This is a genomic window from Janthinobacterium sp. BCJ23, from assembly GCF_059617945.1.
On record NZ_JCAQAW010000004.1, the window covers coordinates 479,197 to 496,215 of the forward strand.

Annotated in this window: 16 protein-coding genes; 6 read left to right on the forward strand and 10 right to left on the reverse strand. The window is 63.3% G+C overall.

The annotated features are described in order from the left end of the window. Position 1 precedes the first annotated feature (1 nt). Positions 2 to 1,111, forward strand: a complete 1,110-nt coding sequence (locus AC54AG_RS16430) for an ABC transporter ATP-binding protein (RefSeq protein WP_070303050.1) — start codon at positions 2 to 4, stop codon at positions 1,109 to 1,111. 82 nt (positions 1,112 to 1,193) lie between these two features. Here the strand turns inward: AC54AG_RS16430 and AC54AG_RS16435 are convergent, their stop codons facing one another. The 6 genes from AC54AG_RS16435 to AC54AG_RS16460 form a co-directional block, all read right to left on the reverse strand. After that, positions 1,194 to 2,222, reverse strand: a complete 1,029-nt coding sequence (locus AC54AG_RS16435; RefSeq protein ID WP_496630963.1) for a ParB/Srx family N-terminal domain-containing protein — start codon at positions 2,220 to 2,222, stop codon at positions 1,194 to 1,196. A 99-nt stretch (positions 2,223 to 2,321) separates the two neighbouring features. Then, a complete protein-coding gene (locus tag AC54AG_RS16440) occupies positions 2,322 to 3,557 on the reverse strand; it encodes a maltoporin (protein ID WP_496630964.1) in 1,236 nt (411 codons plus the stop codon). A gap of 91 nt (positions 3,558 to 3,648) precedes the next feature. Beyond that, the gene (locus AC54AG_RS16445; protein ID WP_331777838.1) at positions 3,649 to 4,782 is read right to left on the reverse strand and encodes an ABC transporter ATP-binding protein; all 1,134 of its coding nucleotides are present in this window, start codon (positions 4,780 to 4,782) and stop codon (positions 3,649 to 3,651) included. A 10-nt stretch (positions 4,783 to 4,792) separates the two neighbouring features. Next, positions 4,793 to 5,632, reverse strand: a complete 840-nt coding sequence (locus AC54AG_RS16450; protein WP_046684851.1) for a carbohydrate ABC transporter permease — start codon at positions 5,630 to 5,632, stop codon at positions 4,793 to 4,795. An 8-nt stretch (positions 5,633 to 5,640) separates the two neighbouring features. Further along, positions 5,641 to 6,555: a carbohydrate ABC transporter permease gene (locus AC54AG_RS16455; RefSeq protein WP_046685503.1), complete on the reverse strand. Its 915-nt coding sequence runs from the start codon at positions 6,553 to 6,555 to the stop codon at positions 5,641 to 5,643. 114 nt (positions 6,556 to 6,669) lie between these two features. After that, complete coding sequence (locus tag AC54AG_RS16460; RefSeq protein WP_496630965.1) at positions 6,670 to 7,932, reverse strand: ABC transporter substrate-binding protein; 1,263 nt, start codon at positions 7,930 to 7,932, stop codon at positions 6,670 to 6,672. Positions 7,933 to 8,287: 355 nt separating this feature from the next. Between AC54AG_RS16460 and AC54AG_RS16465 the strand changes: the two genes are divergently transcribed. The 3 genes from AC54AG_RS16465 to AC54AG_RS16475 are packed head-to-tail and all read left to right on the forward strand — an operon-like array spanning position 8,288 to position 11,760. Continuing rightward, positions 8,288 to 9,616 carry an ABC transporter substrate-binding protein gene (locus AC54AG_RS16465; protein ID WP_496630966.1) on the forward strand — a complete coding sequence of 443 codons (1,329 nt, stop codon included), beginning with the start codon at positions 8,288 to 8,290 and terminating at the stop codon, positions 9,614 to 9,616. Beyond that, positions 9,591 to 10,304: a response regulator gene (locus AC54AG_RS16470; RefSeq protein WP_034757625.1), complete on the forward strand. Its 714-nt coding sequence runs from the start codon at positions 9,591 to 9,593 to the stop codon at positions 10,302 to 10,304. The genes AC54AG_RS16465 and AC54AG_RS16470 overlap by 26 nt, the downstream gene beginning before the upstream one ends. Then, positions 10,297 to 11,760: an ATP-binding protein gene (locus AC54AG_RS16475; protein ID WP_456131357.1), complete on the forward strand. Its 1,464-nt coding sequence runs from the start codon at positions 10,297 to 10,299 to the stop codon at positions 11,758 to 11,760. The genes AC54AG_RS16470 and AC54AG_RS16475 overlap by 8 nt, the downstream gene beginning before the upstream one ends. 12 nt (positions 11,761 to 11,772) lie before the next feature. Here the strand turns inward: AC54AG_RS16475 and AC54AG_RS16480 are convergent, their stop codons facing one another. Then, entirely contained in the window at positions 11,773 to 12,993 is a 1,221-nt protein-coding gene (locus tag AC54AG_RS16480; RefSeq protein WP_496630968.1) for a hypothetical protein, read from the reverse strand. 249 nt (positions 12,994 to 13,242) lie between these two features. Here AC54AG_RS16480 and AC54AG_RS16485 point away from each other — a divergent pair, with 249 nt between their 5' ends. Further along, positions 13,243 to 13,620, forward strand: coding sequence for a type II toxin-antitoxin system RelE/ParE family toxin (locus AC54AG_RS16485; RefSeq protein WP_425324045.1), 378 nt, complete (start codon positions 13,243 to 13,245; stop codon positions 13,618 to 13,620). Beyond that, positions 13,589 to 13,924, forward strand: a complete 336-nt coding sequence (locus AC54AG_RS16490) for a helix-turn-helix domain-containing transcriptional regulator (RefSeq protein WP_496630969.1) — start codon at positions 13,589 to 13,591, stop codon at positions 13,922 to 13,924. Before AC54AG_RS16485 ends, AC54AG_RS16490 begins: the two co-directional genes overlap by 32 nt. Positions 13,925 to 13,939: 15 nt before the next feature. On the opposite strand, the gene AC54AG_RS16495 is transcribed toward AC54AG_RS16490, so the two are convergent. The 3 genes from AC54AG_RS16495 to AC54AG_RS16505 are packed head-to-tail and all read right to left on the reverse strand — an operon-like array spanning position 13,940 to position 16,848. After that, positions 13,940 to 14,962 (reverse strand): Gfo/Idh/MocA family oxidoreductase, encoded by a 1,023-nt coding sequence (locus tag AC54AG_RS16495; protein ID WP_496630970.1) that lies wholly within the window; start codon positions 14,960 to 14,962, stop codon positions 13,940 to 13,942. Between the two features lie 34 nt (positions 14,963 to 14,996). Continuing rightward, a complete protein-coding gene (iolG, locus tag AC54AG_RS16500) occupies positions 14,997 to 15,989 on the reverse strand; it encodes an inositol 2-dehydrogenase (protein ID WP_496631013.1) in 993 nt (330 codons plus the stop codon). Next, complete coding sequence (locus tag AC54AG_RS16505; RefSeq protein ID WP_034757651.1) at positions 15,982 to 16,848, reverse strand: MurR/RpiR family transcriptional regulator; 867 nt, start codon at positions 16,846 to 16,848, stop codon at positions 15,982 to 15,984. The genes iolG and AC54AG_RS16505 overlap by 8 nt, the downstream gene beginning before the upstream one ends. Positions 16,849 to 17,019: the final 171 nt, after the last annotated feature.

The window sequence follows — 17,019 nt, forward strand, 5'->3', positions numbered from 1 at the left end:
TATGTCCAGTTTATCGATACGCAGCATCCGCAAGGTGTACACGAATGGCGTCGAAGTCCTCAAGGGCATCGACATCGAGATCAAGGATGGCCAGTTCCTGATCCTTGTCGGCGGCTCCGGCTCCGGCAAGTCGACCTTGCTCAATATGGTGGCCGGCCTGGAAAGCGTCACGTCCGGTGAAATCCTCATCGACGGCAAGGTCGTCAACGACCTGCCGCCTAAGGACCGCGACATCGCCATGGTGTTCCAGTCCTACGCGCTGTACCCGTCGATGACGGTGCGCGAAAACATCGCGTTCGGCCTGAACGTGAAAAAAGTGCCGAAGGCGGAGCAGGAGGAAATCGTCGCCCGCGTCGCCGAAACCCTGCAGATCACGCACTTGCTCGATCGCCGTCCGGCGCAGTTGTCGGGTGGCCAGCGCCAGAGGGTCGCCATGGGCCGCGCCATTTCGCGCAAGCCGTCGCTGTTCCTGTTCGACGAACCGCTGTCGAACCTGGACGCCAAGCTGCGCGTGGAAATGCGCGCCGAGATCAAGCTGCTGCACCAGCGCCTGAAAGCCACCATCGTCTACGTCACGCATGACCAGATCGAGGCGATGACGATGGGCGACCTGATCGCCGTCATGAAGGATGGGGTGGTGCAGCAACTGGGCACGCCGCAGGAAATCTACGACAATCCAGCCAACCTGTTCGTGGCCGGCTTCATCGGCTCGCCGTCGATGAACTTCATCACCGTCAAGCCTGTCATCGAAGGCAACGAGGTGTTTGTCGCCATCGAGAACGCGGGCAAGAGCCTGCGCCTGGCCTTGCCGTTTGCCGCCGACAAGCTGCGCAGCTATGCGGGCCGCGACGTGATCCTGGGCGTGCGTCCGGAGCAGATCACTGACATGAGCAGCGCACACGGCGACGTGGGCCAGGAACTCGGTTGTTTGATCGACCTCGTCGAGCCAACCGGTCCCGACACCTTGCTGACGACGCGTTTGAACGGCGCGGCCGTGACTTGCCGCACGCACCCGCGCGAAGCCGTGCTGCCGGGGCAGACCATGCAGTTGTCGTTCAACCTGTCGAAAGCGGCCCTGTTCGATCCGGCCAACGGCGAACGCATCGCCTAAGCGTTGTCTCCATAAAAACGGCCCGCTTGTCGCATGACAGGCGGGCCGTTGTCGTTTACGCAGCTTGTTTACGCTGCCGCGCTTATTGCGCCAGCGATTTTTTATAGGCGATGGCGTGGCGCAGCTTGCCCTTGTCGTCGATCAGTTCATCGAACGCTTCCCGGTTGACTTCCCGCAGGGCGCCCAGTTCGCGCGCGCTCTTGCCGCCGCTGACGATATCGTCCGGTTGCAGCGCCACCATTGCCTGCGCGGCCAGCAGGACCGCATTCGCATACGCGGTGGCATCACGCAGGTCGACGCGCGCCAGGTCCAGCGTCGGCATGCCGCGCAGCCAGTCGGCCCAGTAAAACTCGAGAAATTCCGTGGCGTGTTCCGGCGGCTCGTAGCCGATTCCGCGCGTAAAGTAGACGAGCGAGCGGTATGGGTCGTCGCCCAGGGACTGCAGGCCGATGGCGGGCGGCAGCTGCCGTGGCGTGATGGCCTGGTTGCGGCCGTTTTTCAGCCGCACCTTGTTTTCCTCGCGCATGCGCGTCCAGAACGCCGCTTCGCCCAGTGCGCTGAAATTGTCGCTGACCTTGACCCAGACTTTCATTTGACGATTGCGCCCGCCGTCGGCATCCCAAAATGTGGAAAACGTGTGGTGGCCATCGGTCAGGTACACGATGCCGCGCGGGCCGATGACGACGGTCTTCATGTCATCCGGACGGCTGCCCACGGCCGCCTTGCAGCGGTAGCCGGCCGGTGGCGCGGCCAGGGTGGCGCCAGGCACATTGGCCGTGTTGGGCAAGACGTCGCCCTGGCCATTGGCTTCGCACAGGTCGGCGAATTTCTTTGGCTTGGCGATGTCGGCGATGTGTTTTTCTTCGGCCGCATAGCGTCCCAGCTTGTAATACACCTGGTCGTAGCCGATGGCTGGCTGGGTCGGATGCAGTTCATCGAGGCGTACTTGCAGGATGCGCGGATGGGCGGCGCTGCCCACGACGGTGGCCATCAGCGCCTGCTGGCGCGCGCTCGGGACCGGCGCCGGCGCGACGGCGGCATCGCGAGCCCATGCCATGCTGGCGAAAACGAGGGCCAGCGCGGCGGCGGCCCGGGGGAATGCGGCGTGCATGCGGCCTCCGAAGTGAGCGGTATGGCGTGCAGCATAGCGCGGCACGCGATTTCGCGCAGTCCGACAGGCGCATGCACTGCGCCATATCAAGACAGCTTCTTAAAACCACGTCTCCACTTGCAGGCCGAACGAGGTGCCGCTGGTGGCGTTGCCATACACGGGACCCGATTCATTGGCCTTGTTGACGGCGGCCGTGGCGGCGTCGTTCCATTTGCCGTACGTGACGAAGGCGCGCAGCTCGGGGCGCGACCAGTAACCCTTGCCCGCCGTCAGGGTGGGCGCGAAGGTCAGCTTGGTCAGGCGCTGCGCGGCGCCGCCCGTGGGCGAGGTCACGCGGTCCGTGCCCAGTTCGAACTGCAGCTTGAAGTTGTCGTTGACGGCATACACGGGGCGCACGCCCAGGGTGGTCCAGGTCGAGCTGCCGCCCGTGGCGTCGGATTTGTCGCGCTGCACGATGGCGATCATTTCCGCGCTCCATTCCGGCGTCGGCTGTATCCACAGCGAATTGAAGATGCGCAAGCGCGTGACGTCGCTGCCGTTGCGGATCGAGCCCGTCGTGCCCATGCGGTTGCAGCACTGGCCACCCGCGCCCGTGCCCGGCCCGACGCCGTACTGGATGCCGAAGGTGTTTGCGCCGCCCCATACTTTATCTTGCTTGTGCAGCACGGTGGCTTGCCAGCCGCTGTGCGAGGTGCTGTCCTTCTTGTCGGGCGTGATCAGGGTGGTCAGCACTTCCAGGGTGCCATCCTGATTGATGGGGATGCCCTGATAGACGAGGTTTTGCCGGATGGCCGAGCTGCCGGGCTTGTCGTTATCCTTGAAGAAACCATAGCTGATGCGGCCCGGTCCCAGTTTGTACTGGTCGATGCCGCCGCCCGTGCCGTTCATATTGATGTATTGCAAGTCCAACATGTGGATGTCGGGACGCATGTAGTAGCGCTTGCCGATCCAGGCCGTGCCACCGTTGAGGCTTTCGATGTTTTTCGCTTCCACGTACATCTTCGACATGCTCAGGTCCGAATCGCTGACGGCGGAACTGGGCGTATAGGCGGCCACCATGATATGGCCGACGAAGCTGACGCCATTGGGCGACTTGGCCATTTCCTTCTGGTATTCGAATTCGCCATAGGTGTCGCATTCGTTGCCGAGCCGGTAGCGCATGGTGTTGCCGCCCAGGCCGTAGCAGCTTTGCGGGCCGCGGCTGTCCGTGCTCGAGCCGAGGCCGGCGCGGAAGTAGCCGTGGTATTCGCCTTCGGCATCGCTGGCGTGGGCGGCGCCGCAGGCCAGCAGCATGGCGCAGGCCAGCGCCAGCGAGGTCTTCATCGGGTGTTGCATGGAGTCTCCTTGTCGTTATCAAAATGCGTGCTTGGGCACGTCGTACCGGATCGCTGCCGATCCAATCGGGGGGCTGCCTGGGCGGAAAGGCTCAGGCGGCCAATATCTGTTTCGATGAAATCAGGTTGCCGGGCTGGCGCCGCGTGCGCGCCACGCCTTGCGCGTCGAACAAATGGAAGGCGCTGCTGGCGGCCGAGACCGTGAATGGCTGGCCCAGCGGCACGCGGTTGTTGCCGTCGCCGCGTATCACCAGTTCCTGGCCGTTGTCCAGCGCCAGGTAAATGAAGTTGGCTTCGCCCAGGTGTTCCACCAGGCTGACGACGCCCTGGAAGCGGGCGCTGCCGTCGCCGTTTTCGAGGATGTGTTCCGCCCGCAGGCCCACCGTGACGGCGTCGCCTGCATGCAGGCCGGCCGGGTCGACGAGGGCCGTGATTTCCTGGCCGCTGGCCAGCGCCACGCGCACGCCATCGTCCTGTGCGGCGACGACCTTGCCTTCGAAGAAATTCATCATCGGCGCGCCGATGAAACCGGCCACGAAGCGGTTCGCCGGCTGCTGGTACAGCTCCAAAGGCGTGCCCGCCTGCTGGATATGGCCGCCATGCATGACGACGATCTTGTCGCCCAGGGTCATCGCCTCGACCTGGTCGTGCGTGACGTAGACGATGGTGGCGTTCAACTGGCGGTGCAGCTTGGCGATTTCCAGCCGCGTCTGCACGCGCAGGGCCGCGTCGAGGTTCGACAGCGGCTCGTCGAACAGGAACAGCTGCGGTTCGCGCACGATGGCGCGGCCGATGGCCACCCTCTGGCGCTGGCCGCCCGACAGTTCGCGCGGCAGGCGTTCCAGCAGGTGGTCGATCTTCAGGATGGCGGCCGCGTGGCGCACGCGCTGGGCGATGGCTTCCTTGCTGGCGCCGGCGATCTTCAGGCCGAACGCCATGTTGCGGTACACGCTCATGTGCGGATACAGCGCATAGCTCTGGAAAACCATGGCGATGCCCCGTTCGGCCGGCGGCAAGTCGTTGACAACCTTGCCGCCGATGGACAATGTCCCTTGCGAAATGCTTTCCAGGCCGCACAGCATGCGCAGCAAGGTCGATTTGCCGCAGCCGGAAGGACCCACCAGCACGACGAATTCACCGTCACGGATGTCGAGGTCGATGCCGGCCAGCACATTGTGGCGGCCGTCGTAGGATTTGGTCAGTTGTTGCAGGCTTACATGGGCCATGGCGCACCTATTATTTGACCGCGCCGGACGTCAGGCCGCGGATCAGTTGACGAGAGAAAATGACGTACATGACGAGCACGGGAATGACGGCCAGCGACAGCGCCGCCAGCACGGAGTTCCAGTCCGTCACGTATTGCCCGATGAATTGCTGCACGCCCAGGGTGACGGTCTTGGTACGGTCCGATGGCGCCAGAATCAGCGGGAACCACAGGTCGTTCCAGGCCGGAATCATGGTGAACACGGCCACCGTGGCGATGGCGGGGCGGATCAGGGGCAGGATCACCTGGAAGAAGATGGCGAATTCGCCCACGCCGTCGCAGCGCGCCGCATCCTTCAGTTCGCGCGGCACCTGGCGCACGAATTCGGACAGAATCATCACGGCCAGCGGCAGGCCCTGCGCCGTGTACACGAGCACCAGCGCCGTCAAGGTGTTGATCAGGTCGAGCCGCACCACCAGTTCCAGGATGGACACCGTACCCAGGCGGATGGGGATCATGATGCCCAGCGCCAGGTACAGGGTCAGCAGGCGATTGCCCGTAAACGTGTATTCGGACAAGGCCCAGGCCGCCATGGCGCCGAACAGCACGATCAGCAGCAGCGACAGCAGGGTGACGAACAGGCTGTTGCCGAAGTACAGCAGGAAGTCGGAATTGGCCAGCACCTTGTGAAAGCCCACGAGCGAAAAGGTGGAAGGCGTGGGCAAGGCCAGCGGATTGTCGAAGATGGCGGCCCGCGTCTTCACTGAGTTGATCAGGATCAAGACGATGGGAAACAGGGCGATGATGGTGTAGCCGGCCAGGATCGCATGCACGGCGGCGCGGCCCAGGGGGCGGGTGGAAACGTTGCGCATGGCGGCCCTTACAGTTCGTAGCGTGTCAGCTTGCGCTGCACGAAAAAGAAATACACGCCCACGCCCACGAGGATCACGAGGAACATCATGGTGGCCACGGCGGCGCCCATGGTGGGGCTGCCCAGCTGGGCCTGGTAACCGAAGAAGGTGCGGTAAAAGAAGGTGCCGAGGATGTCGGTGGCGTAGTTCGGCCCCGCCAGCGCGCCTTTCACGGAATACACGAGGTCGAAGGCATTGAAGTTGGCGACAAAGGTGAGGATGGTCACCAGCCCCAGGGTGGGCCAAATCAGCGGCAGCTTGATTTGCCAGAAGATGCGCATGGCGCTGGCCCCTTCCGCGTGGGCCGCCTCGATGATTTCCTCGGGCACGGCCAGCAGGGCCGCATAGATCAGCATCATGGGGATGCCGATATATTGCCAAACGGAAATGAGGGCGATGGTCAGCAGGGCCGTCGATTCCTGGCCCAGCCATGGCGCGAAGTAAGTGCCTATGCCCACGCCATCCATCAGCGACTGGCCCACGCCCCACAGCGGCGACAGGATCAGCTGCCAGATGAAGCCGATGATGACGACGGACAGCAGGGTCGGCAGGAAGATCAGGGTGCGGTAGCTGCGCTCGCCCTTCAAACCCTTGAGGCTGAAGAGGGTGGCCAGCAGCAGGCCGATGGGATTTTGCAGCAGCATGTGGATGAGGAAAAACTTGCAGTTGTTCCACATCGCATTCCAGAAACTTTGCGACCATTGCGGGTCGAACAGGATGGTGGCGTAGTTGGCCAGGCCGGCAAAATGGTGCTGGCCGCTCTCATCGGTCGTGTACAGGCCCAGGCGCAGGGTATCGGCCAGGGGCAGGGCGCTGAACAGCGAGTAAATGACCAGCGCCGGGGCCAGGAACACGAGGACGTGCCATGGGAAAGCTTTTTTCACGGCGAAACTCCAGACGAAGAAAAGCACCGGCGGCGGGGCCGCCGGCAAAACCGTGCCACCGGCCGCCGCATCGCACTGCTCAGGCCGGTTGCTCGGGGAGGGTAGACGTGGTGATTACTGTTGCGGCTTGTACCACTTGGCAAAGCCGGACTGGATCTGGCGCGCGGCGTCCTTCGGCGCCAGCTTGCCGTTCAGGACCTGGGCATTGACGTTCCACAGCTCGTTTTCCATGCTCGGCTCGCCACGGTTGAGGATTTGCGCATTCAGGCGGATGGTCGAGGCGCAACTGGCGCGCCAGCCGTTCATCTGCTTGGCCAGCGGGTCCTTGATGGAGATCAGGTGGTTCGACAGCGAAAAGAAGCCCGTCACCTTGTTGGTGTAGATGTCGGCGAATTCCTGCGAACCGAGCCAGGCGAGGAATTTGTAGGCGTCTTCCTTGTTCTTCGACTTCTTGTTGACGCTCATGCCGATGTCCGTGTGGTCCGAGATATAGCACTTGTCGCCGGCCTTGCGCACGGGCGGGTTGAAGGCACCCAGTTCCAGTTCCGGGTCTTGCTTGAAGTAGGCGATGTCCCAGGAGCCGGACGGGTAGATGGCGGCCTTGCCCAGCGCGAACTGGTTCTGGCTGTCGCCATAGGTTTGCGCGCTGGCGCCCTTGGACAGGTAGCTGCCCAGACGGGCCTCGTATTCCCAGGCGGCAACGAATTGCGGGTCGGTAAATTTGGCCTTGCCGGCGATCAGCGCCTTGCGGCCCTCTTCACCCTTCCAGTAATTGGCGCCGATGCTGGTGAACACCACCTGGTTCGCTTCCCACTGGTCGGCCGTGCCCAGGGCCAAGGGCGCATATTTGCCGCTTTTCTTGACCGTTTCCAGTACCTTGAAGAATTCCTCTTCCGTGGCGGGCGGCTGCAGTTTCAGTTCACGGAAGATTTTCTTGTTGTACAGGAAGCCATGCATGACGGACGCTATCGGCATGCAGAAGGTGTCCTTGCCATCGTCCGTCTGCCACGCCACCTTGGCCGAGGCGGGGAAGTTGTCCATGCCGGCCTTGCCGTCGAGCTTTTCCAGCTGGCCCCGCTTGTACAGGGCCAGCGAGACGTCGAACGGTCGGCAGGCCAGCAAGTCGCCGGCCGTGCCACCGCTCATGCGCGCGTTCAGGGTGGAATCGTATTCGGTAGGGGCCGTGGGCGAGAACTTGATCTCGATGCCAGGATGCTTTTTCTGGAAGGCGGGAATGAGCACCGTTTCCCACAGGGTCTTGTCATCCACGCGCCAGCTTTCGATGGTGAGCGTGCCCGCCTGTGCCGTGCCGCTGGCCAGCAGCAGGGCCAGCAATGTGTTGCGCGCGGCCGCGCCGCCTTTTGCATGCAGTTGCATGTCGTCTCCTTGTTGGTGTTGGTCTTGTTTGGCTGCCTGTTACGCTGCAGTTGGCGGACAGTAGCATCGGGGGAAATGTGACGCCAGCGTCCGGTATTGTGCCGACGATTATTTCTTATCTCGTTGATTTAAAAGAAAAATCTTGAAATGCGCGGGGGTGCTTGCTTACCTTTCCTTACCGATGTCCGCTGCCGTGGCGCGCCGCGCGGGGCGTCGGGCGCGTGGCGCCCCTTGTGCGGTGCGCAAGGTAGTGCAACAAAAGCTCACGTTTCTTTACAAATCAGGGGGCTAAATTACCAACCTGCTGTTTTGTAGTTGGGCTATAGTTTGTCGCGACAAGAACAAGGGGACAGGATTGAAGACGCCGCCGCACAGCACCGCCGACCGCCATGCCGGGGACGCCCGCCGTCGCGGCGTGGCGGCGCTGGCGCTGCTTGCCTTCCTGTGCAGCAGCGTGCCGGCGCGGGCCGAAGCGCTGCAAGTGCTGCACTGGTGGACCTCGGCCGGCGAACGCCGCGCCGCCGACGTGCTGGTGGCGCGCCTGGCGCAGGAAGGCGTCGAATGGCGTGACGCGGCCATCGCGGGCGGCGCCGGGGTCGGCGCGGGCAAGGTCTTGAAGAGCCGCGTGCTGGCCGGCAAATCGCCGGAAGTCATGCAGCTGATCGGCTATACCCTGGGCGAGTGGAGCGACCTGGGTCTGCTGCTGCAGCTCGACAGCGTCGCCGCCAGCAACAACTGGCGCGCAACCATGTATCCCACCGTGTGGGGATTGCTGCAAAACCGCGGCCATACGATGGGCGTGCCGGCCGGCATCCACCGCATCAATACCCTGTTTTACAACCGCAAGATCTTCCAGCGCCTGGGCCTGGCCGTGCCGCGCAGCTGGAGCGACTTTGAGCGCGTGGCCGGCAAGCTGCGCCAGGCCGGCATCACGCCGCTGGCGCAAAGCAGCGAAGCGTGGCAGGTGGCGACCCTGTTTGAAACGCTGGTGCTGGCCGAATCGGGGCCCGCGTATTACCGCGCCCTGTTTGTCGACAAGAAAGCCGAGGCGTATGCGGACCCGCGCCTGCGCCACGCCTTGCAGCGCTTGAGATCGCTGAAACAATGGATGGGCACGCCGCTGCGCGAACAGGGCTGGCCCGAAATGGCGCGCCAGGTGGGCGACGGCGAGGTGGCCATGTACATCATGGGCGACTGGGTCAAGGGCGAACTGAATGCCTGGGGCCGCGCCACGGACGAGGCGTTCGGCTGCGCCGCCGCGCCGGACACGGGCGACTACCACCTGTACAGCATCGACACGCTGGCCATGTTCGCCTCCGACTACACGCACCAGGGCGCGCAGGAAAAGCTGGCGCAGGTGGTCGCTTCGCTGCCCGTGCAGCTCGAATACAGCCAGGTAAAGGGCTCGATTCCCGCCTTGCGCCAGGCCGACCTGTCGCGCCTGGACAGCTGCGCGCGCGCCTCGGCACAGGCATTCGCGCGCGGCGCCGCGTTCCAGGCGCCCAGCCTCGTGCACCGCATGGCCACCGATGAAACCAGCAAGGACGCCATCATCGCCGAAGTGCACCGCTATTTCCTAGATGAGACGATCAGCGCGGCCGACGCGCAACGCCGCATCGGCAGCATGTTGCAGGCGCTGAATAAAAAAGGACGAGACCATGTCACGCAAAATCCTCGTCGTTGACGACGATCAAAAGACCCGCATGCTATTGAAGGCCTACCTGGAAAAGAACCAGTACGAGGTGGGCCTGGCGCACGATGGCGCCACTTTCCTGGCCGAATTCCACCGCCACGTCGACAGCCTGTCGCTGGTGATCCTCGACGTGATGCTGCCCGACACGGATGGCTTTGCCCTGTGCAAGGTGGTGCGCGCCCGCTCGAACGTGCCCATCATCATGCTGACGGCCAGCTCCGACGAGACGGACCGGGTGGTGGGGCTGGAACTGGGCGCCGACGACTACATCGCCAAGCCCTACAGTCCGCGCGAATTGCTGGCGCGCATCAAAGCCATCCACCGCCGCACGGGCATCGACGCGGCCGCGCCGCCCCGCTATTACCGCTTCGTCGGTTTCACGCTCGATACGCTCGAGCGCACGGTGACGGATGCCGATGGCGAAGCGCTGCAGCTGACGGGCCTCGATTTCCAGCTGTTGCGCTACTTTGTCGAGCATCCGGGCGATATCCTCGACCGCAGCGTGCTGTGCGAACAGACGCGGGGGCGCGACGCGGGGCCGCTTGACCGCTCGCTCGATGTGCAGGTGAGCCGGCTGCGGTTGCGCCTGAAGGACGATGGCAAGCAGCCCATGCTGATCAAGACGGTGCGCGGCGCCGGTTATGTGTTCTCGGCCGACGTGAGCAGTGGGCATGCCTGAGCGGGGTGTGCGCCGGCTGCTCGAGCGCCTGCTGCCGCCATCGCTGCTGGGCCGCCTGTCCGTGGTGATGGTGGCCGGCGTGCTGGCCACGCAACTGGTGGGCAACCTGATCTGGGCCACGCAGCTGCGCCGCGACTCGGCCGTGGAGGCGCGCATGGCGTCGCAGCACCTGGCCCGCAGCGCCGCCAGCACCATCCGTTTCTTCCTCAGCCTGCCGGCCAACTACCGCCCCATCCTGATCCAGCAATTTCGCGAAATGGGCGGCACGCGTTTCTTTGTCAACGTCAATCAGGGGCCGCTGGCCATCCGCGAAATCGCCCCGCACGCGCTGGCCGATACGGTGGTGGCCACGGTGGGGGCGGCGCTGAAGAGCGACTTGCCGCAGCTGGCCGGCTACCGCGTGGGCTTCGCCTGGCCGAGCGACCTGGTGGTGGCCGACAGCGGCGCGCACATCGGCGACTTGCCGGAAAACTGGGTCCAGCACATCTTGCTGCTGAAACCGAATCCCGCACCCGTCCTCGTGATCCAGGCCGAGCTTGAGCCGGGCAACTGGCTGTACCTGGCGGCACTGATGCCCAACCCGTATTTCTTGCAAAGCAGTAATCCGTGGACACTCGACCGGGTATTGCTGCAAGCGTTGTCGCTGGCGGCCGTGCTGCTGCTGTCGATCCTCGTCGTACGCTGGACCACACGGCCGCTGGCGGCCCTGTCGGACGCGGCCGAAGCGTTTGGCCGTGGCGAGACGCCGCCACCCCTGCCGCAGACGGGCAGCCGCGAGTTTGTGCAGACGGCGCGCGCCTTCAGCGGCATGCGCGAACGCATCCAGCGCTACCTGGAAGACCGCGAACGGCTGTTCGTTTCGATTTCGCACGACTTGCGCACACCCATCACGCGCCTGAAATTGCGCACGGAATTGCTCGACGACGACGTGCAGCGCAACGAATTCCACGATGACCTCGATGAGCTGGACATGATGGTCAAGGGGGCGCTGCAATGCGTGAAGGATAGCGACATCCATGAAAACGCCACCGAGGTGCGCCTGGACCCCTTGCTGCAGCGCATGGTGCGCGGGACACAGCTGGCAGGCCATGAAGTGCATTACGTGGGGACGGACCTGAGCGTGAAGGCCAAGCCTCTGGCCTTGAAGCGCGCCATCGGCAACTTGCTCGACAATGCCCTGTTTTACGGCAAGACCGCCCATTTGTCGGCGTGCCGCGAGGGCGCCAACGTGGTCATCCGCATCCGCGATGATGGCCCCGGCGTGGCCGAAGAGGCGTTCGCCAGCCTGTTCCAGCCCTATGTGCGCCTGGAACATGGCCGCGAGCAAAACGCGCATGGCATGGGATTGGGGCTCGGTATCGCGCGCAGCATCGTCCAGGCTCACGGCGGCGAGCTGACCCTGGCCAACCACCGCGATGGCGGCCTGGAAGCGACCATTCGCCTGCCGGCCCAGTAAGCGACGTCAGCTTTACCCGGCCAGCAGTGCGCTGGGCACGCGCGGCGAAGACATCAGGTCGCGGAAGGCGGCCCAGTGCTCGGCGCGCGTCGCGCCCTGGCGTTCGACATAGGCTTTCGCCATGTCCTGGCCCAAGTTGTAATTGATGACGTATGCGCCCATGGCATCATAGAACTGCAGGCGCTGCGCGGATTTCTCGGCCGGGTACAGGCGCACGTTGACCAGCCATTCCAGCGCTTCTTCGCGGCTCAGGCTGCCTTCCAGGTATTGGCGCGCGATGTCGTTGTCGGCATAGCCGAGTTTGGCCAGCAGCGCGTTGAGTTGCGCATAGCGGGGCGCCAGCGCCGGGTCGAGGCCGGCCAGCGGGTACAGCACCTGTTGTTCGAAAGCCAGCCGTTCTTCATCCGTAAAACTCAGTTCGATGCCGTAATTGGCCGTGCCTTCGGCGATCAGGGATTGCGGCGAATACAGCGGATAGATGCAGTACTCCATCCAGCCCTTGCCTCGCACCAGGTCGCGCTCGAGCAGCACGTTGTAGACGTGGTGGCCCGGATACGCTTCGTGGCAGCCGAGATCGACGGCGCGATCGATGTACACGGGCAAGTCCGTATTGATCTGGATCACGCTCTGGTAGTTGCCCTTGTACCAGTTGTAGCCGCTCCACGGCTTGTCGGTGACAAATTCCAATATAAAATCTTCGCCCTCGGGCAGGGCGATGTAGCGCAAGGTGCGTTCGCGGCCCGCGCGGATGGCCGCATCCATGACGGCGTGCAGCTTGTCGGCGGGAATGATGAGCTGTGCGCGCAAGGCGTTGACCCTGTCGCTGACCGTGCCGTCGCCAGGCAGCAGCGCGTCGATCTGCGCCACCAGTGTTGCATAGTATGCGCGGCTGTGATGGGGCGAGACGGCGTCGTACAGGCGCGCGCTTTCCGTATCGAAATCGAGGCGCGATCCCTGCAGCATCTCCGCGCGCGCCATGACGGCTTGCAGCTGCTTGCGCAGGTTGAGGGCGCGCAGGCCAGTTTCACCGGCCAGCAGGGCCAGCGCCTTGTCCGTCGCAGCCTGGATATCGCTTAAACCCAGTTGCTGTTCCACCGCTTCCTGTTGCCATGCGGGCGGGCCGTAATAGGCATCCACATACGAGGCATCGTGCTGGCCCATGGCCAGGACCAGCCTGACGTAGCGTTCGGCCACGTCGGCGAGAGTAGGAGAGTTGCTGTCGTTGTTCGTCATGGTGGCCTGGTTTTTGCGGTTGGGCAGGCGCTTATTGTATAGCGCAACATGCTGGAGCGAGGCACGGATACGGAGCACGGACGGGCGGCCTCATTTCTCTATAACAATTAGAAAAATGCATCTTGATATAGCTCAGTGAACCCGGCGTTCGTGGCCTGCGCGTGCGGGTTTGGTAGCAAGATGGCGTGGTCTTCTTTTTTATGTGTACACGTGATTTTCCCCTTGATTTTTCTTCGTTTATGGACGAATATGATGTACGAGATCCGGCACTACCTGACATCATCGGGCAGGGATTTATATACGGAATGGCTGAAGCGGCAGCGCGACAATACGGCCAGGGTGGCTATCGTGCGACGCGTGCTGCGCATGATGCCCGGTAATTTTGGCGATCATAAATTTTGCCACGACGGCGTGTGGGAATTGCGCATCGACGTGGGGCCTGGTTACCGTATTTACTATGCCATCGACGAGGGCCAGATTATTTTATTGCTGTGTGGCGGAGACAAGCGCACGCAGTCGAAAGACATCGAATACGCCTGTGCCTGCTGGCACGACTGGAAGGAGAGAGGACATGAAAGAGGACGTGAAACAGGTCATGAGCAAACCACCAAGAGACCGCTCGCATGACGAAGCGATGGCCGAACTGTACCGCGATGATCCCGCCTTCGCCCTTGAACTGATCAACAATATCCTCGTCGACGGCGACCATGGCGAACTGCTGGCCGTGCTGCGCCAGTTGACGCGCGCCTTTGGCGGCGTGCCCGCCGTGGCGCAGGCCGCCAAGCTCAATCCTACCCAGCTGTACCGCACCCTGTCGCCCGATGGCAATCCCTCCCTGAGTACCTTGACGGCCATCCTCGATGCCATGGGCTTGCGGCTGGCCGTGGAACCCAGGCAGCCCGAAGGTCCATTTTCCGCACCGGCTGCCTGAGTCCCCGCCCTGAGTTTAAAACTCCACGGGCCGTGCCTCGCGCATCGCTTGCGTCATGGCCAGGCCGATGCGCGTCGCTTCTGTTGCGTCGTGCAAGGTCAGCGACAAGGTGCGCCGGCCCAGTGCCGCATCCGTAAACTCCTGCGCCTCGATCAAGAAGGCGTCGGTGAAGCGGGCATAGAAGTCCGGCGTGCACTCATTGCGCACGCCATGCGCATCTGAAATTTCCACCCTGTTCAGACGTGGATTGCTGCCCACGGCCAGGCGGCCGCCCGTGCCGAACACTTCCGTCAGGGTTTCATGGCCATGCGCCATGGTGCGCGAGGCCATGAAGCTGGCCATGCTGCCATCGGAAAATTCGACCGTTGCCAGCCCGTTGTCGACGTCGCCGAACGCCTGCAAGCCCGTGTGGATGGCGTTGGTGCCGCTCGCATACACGCGCTTGGGTGCGGGGTTGCCCAGCAGCCAGCGCGCCAGGTCGATATCGTGCACGCTGCAATCGAGAAAGATGCCGCCGCTGGTGGGGGCGAAGCGCATGAAGGCGCCGCTGGGGTCGTTCTGGTCGCAGGTTTGCGAACGCACCAGATACGGCTTGCCGATGAGTCCCTGCGCGATCTTTTGCTGCGCGTCATGGTAGCTGGCGTCGAAACGGCGCACGAAGCCGATCATGATGGTCAGTTGCGGGTGGCGCGCCGCTTCCGCTTCCACCTTCAGGCAGTCGGCCAGGTCCAGCGACAGCGGCTTTTCGCAAAACACGTGCTTGCCGGCGCGCAGGGCGGCGATGATCTGGTCCGCATGCAGCGAGGTGGGCGTGACGAGGAAGACGGCGTCCAGGCCCGGATGGGCCAGCAGGGCGTCGTAATCGGCATAGCCGGTAGTGATGCCGAGCTGGCTGGAGGCCCAGTCCAGTTCGGCTGGCACGGGGCTGCAGGCGGCCACGACTTCGGCATTCGGCACGCGCTGCGCCAGGTTGATGGCGTGGCGCTGGCCCAGCCGGCCCAGGCCGACGATGCCGACTTTTAATGTTGGGGATGACATGGTGTCTCCAGATTTTTTATTGTTGTTTATAAAGTTACGACGCCAGGGTCACGACACGACCCTCGCGCCACGACAGGGTGGCCGCCTCGGCCAGTTCCAGCGCCTTCAAGCCATCGTGGACGGTCGTGCGCAGCGGCGTGCCGTGGGTGAGGGCGTCAAAGAAGTGCGCCATTTCCTGCGCGTAGGCCACGCGATAACGTTCCAGGAAAAAATCTTCCGGCCTGTCGACGCTGACGTTCACCGAACCATAGGCCGTCACTTCCGTCGGCTTGTGGTTGCCCGCCTGCAGCATGCCGGCGCTGCCCAGCACCTCAAAACGCTGGTCATAGCCGTAGGCAGCGCGGCGCGAGGCATTGATCTGGCACAAGCGTCCCTTGGCCGTGCGGATGGTGACGACGGCCGTGTCCAGGTCACCCGCTTCGCCGATGGCCGGATCGACGAGGCAGCTGCCCGTGGCGTGCACGCTGACGGCTTCATCGTCGAGTATCCAGCGGAAGATGTCGAAATCGTGGATCAGCATATCCTTGAAGATGCCGCCCGACACCTTGATGTAGCTGACCGGTGGCGGGCCCGGGTCGCGGCTGGTGACGATGAGTAACTCCGGCGTGCCGATCTCGCCCGCTTCAATGCGTGTCTTGACGGCATTGAAAGTGGGGTCGTAGCGGCGCTGGAAACCCAGCATGCACAGCACATTGGCTTCCTTGACGGCGGCGGCGCAGGCGCGCGCCCGGTCGATGGTCAGGTCGACGGGTTTTTCGCAAAAGATGGCCTTGCCGGCGGCGGCCGAGCGCAGGATCAGGTCCGCGTGCGTGTCCGTGCTCGAGGCAATGACGACGGCCTTGATGGCCGGGTCGGCCAATGCCGCCTCAACCGTGGCGCTGCTGCCGCCATGCAGGCAGGCCAGCGCGGCGGCCGCTTCCTGGTTGACGTCAACCACGTACTTGAACTGCACGCCGGGTTGGGCAGCCAGGTTGGCCGCGTGGATTTTGCCGATGCGTCCGGCGCCGAACAACGCTACTTCAATCATCATGTTCTCCTGGGGTGTGGATTTCTTCGATGTCGAGCTCTAATTTGTAGGCCAGCGCGATGAACAGCGCCTGGCACAGGCAGATGGTGCTGGTCAGCGAGCGGAAGGCGAAGGCGCTACCCTCTGTGACGGTGAGCAGCGCGTCGGCGGCCCGCGCGAGCGGAGCCAGCTTGCTGTCGGTAATCACGAGGACCTTGGCGCCTTTGTCTTGCGCCGCCTTGATGCACTGCTGGGTTTCCTTGCCGTAAGGCGAGAAACTGATGGCGATCGCCACATCGCGTTCGCGCACGCTGCGCATCTGTTCGCGGTGCATGCCGCCCAGTCCGCTAATCAGGTGCACGCGCTTGTCCGTGTGTTCGAGCGCATAGGCGATGTAGGAGGCGATCGGAAAGGACCGGCGCACGCCGATCACATAGATATTTTCCGCTTTCAGCAGCAGGTTGACGGCCGCTTCCAGTTGGGCGTCGTCGAGTCCTGCCGCCAGGTCGTCGAGACCGGCGCGGCTGGCGCCGACGAATTCGCGCGTCAGGTCGCCTGCGCTGAGGGCGGCGTCGCGCGTGGAGATCAGCTTGCGGATGCGCTGCTGGTAGTCGGGCGTGGCGCCGGCCTGGTCCGTATAAGCCTGGCGGAACACGTCCTGCATTTCGGAAAAGCCCGTGTAGCCGAAGCGCTGCGCGAAACGCACGATGGCGGACGGCTGCACGTCGCAGGCGGCGGCGATGTCGCTGATGCGTTCGAGCATCAGGCTGGCCCGGTGCTTTTCAATGTACTGGGCGATGACTTTCAACTGGCGCGACAGGTTGTCGTACTCGGCGGCAATGTGCTGCATCAGTTGTTCGATGGGGGCGGTGGCTGCCATGATTTTTTCCTTGGTGTACTTGCTGGGCCGCTGTCTCCGTGCGGCTGGTTCTGGCGAGAATTATAGGAGGGAATCTTAAAAATAGAAACGAATTTCTATTTAAATTTATTTTGAAAATTTTATTGCATTTGTCTTTTTTGTGGCCTAAGCTGTGCGCAGTGCATCGGTTCG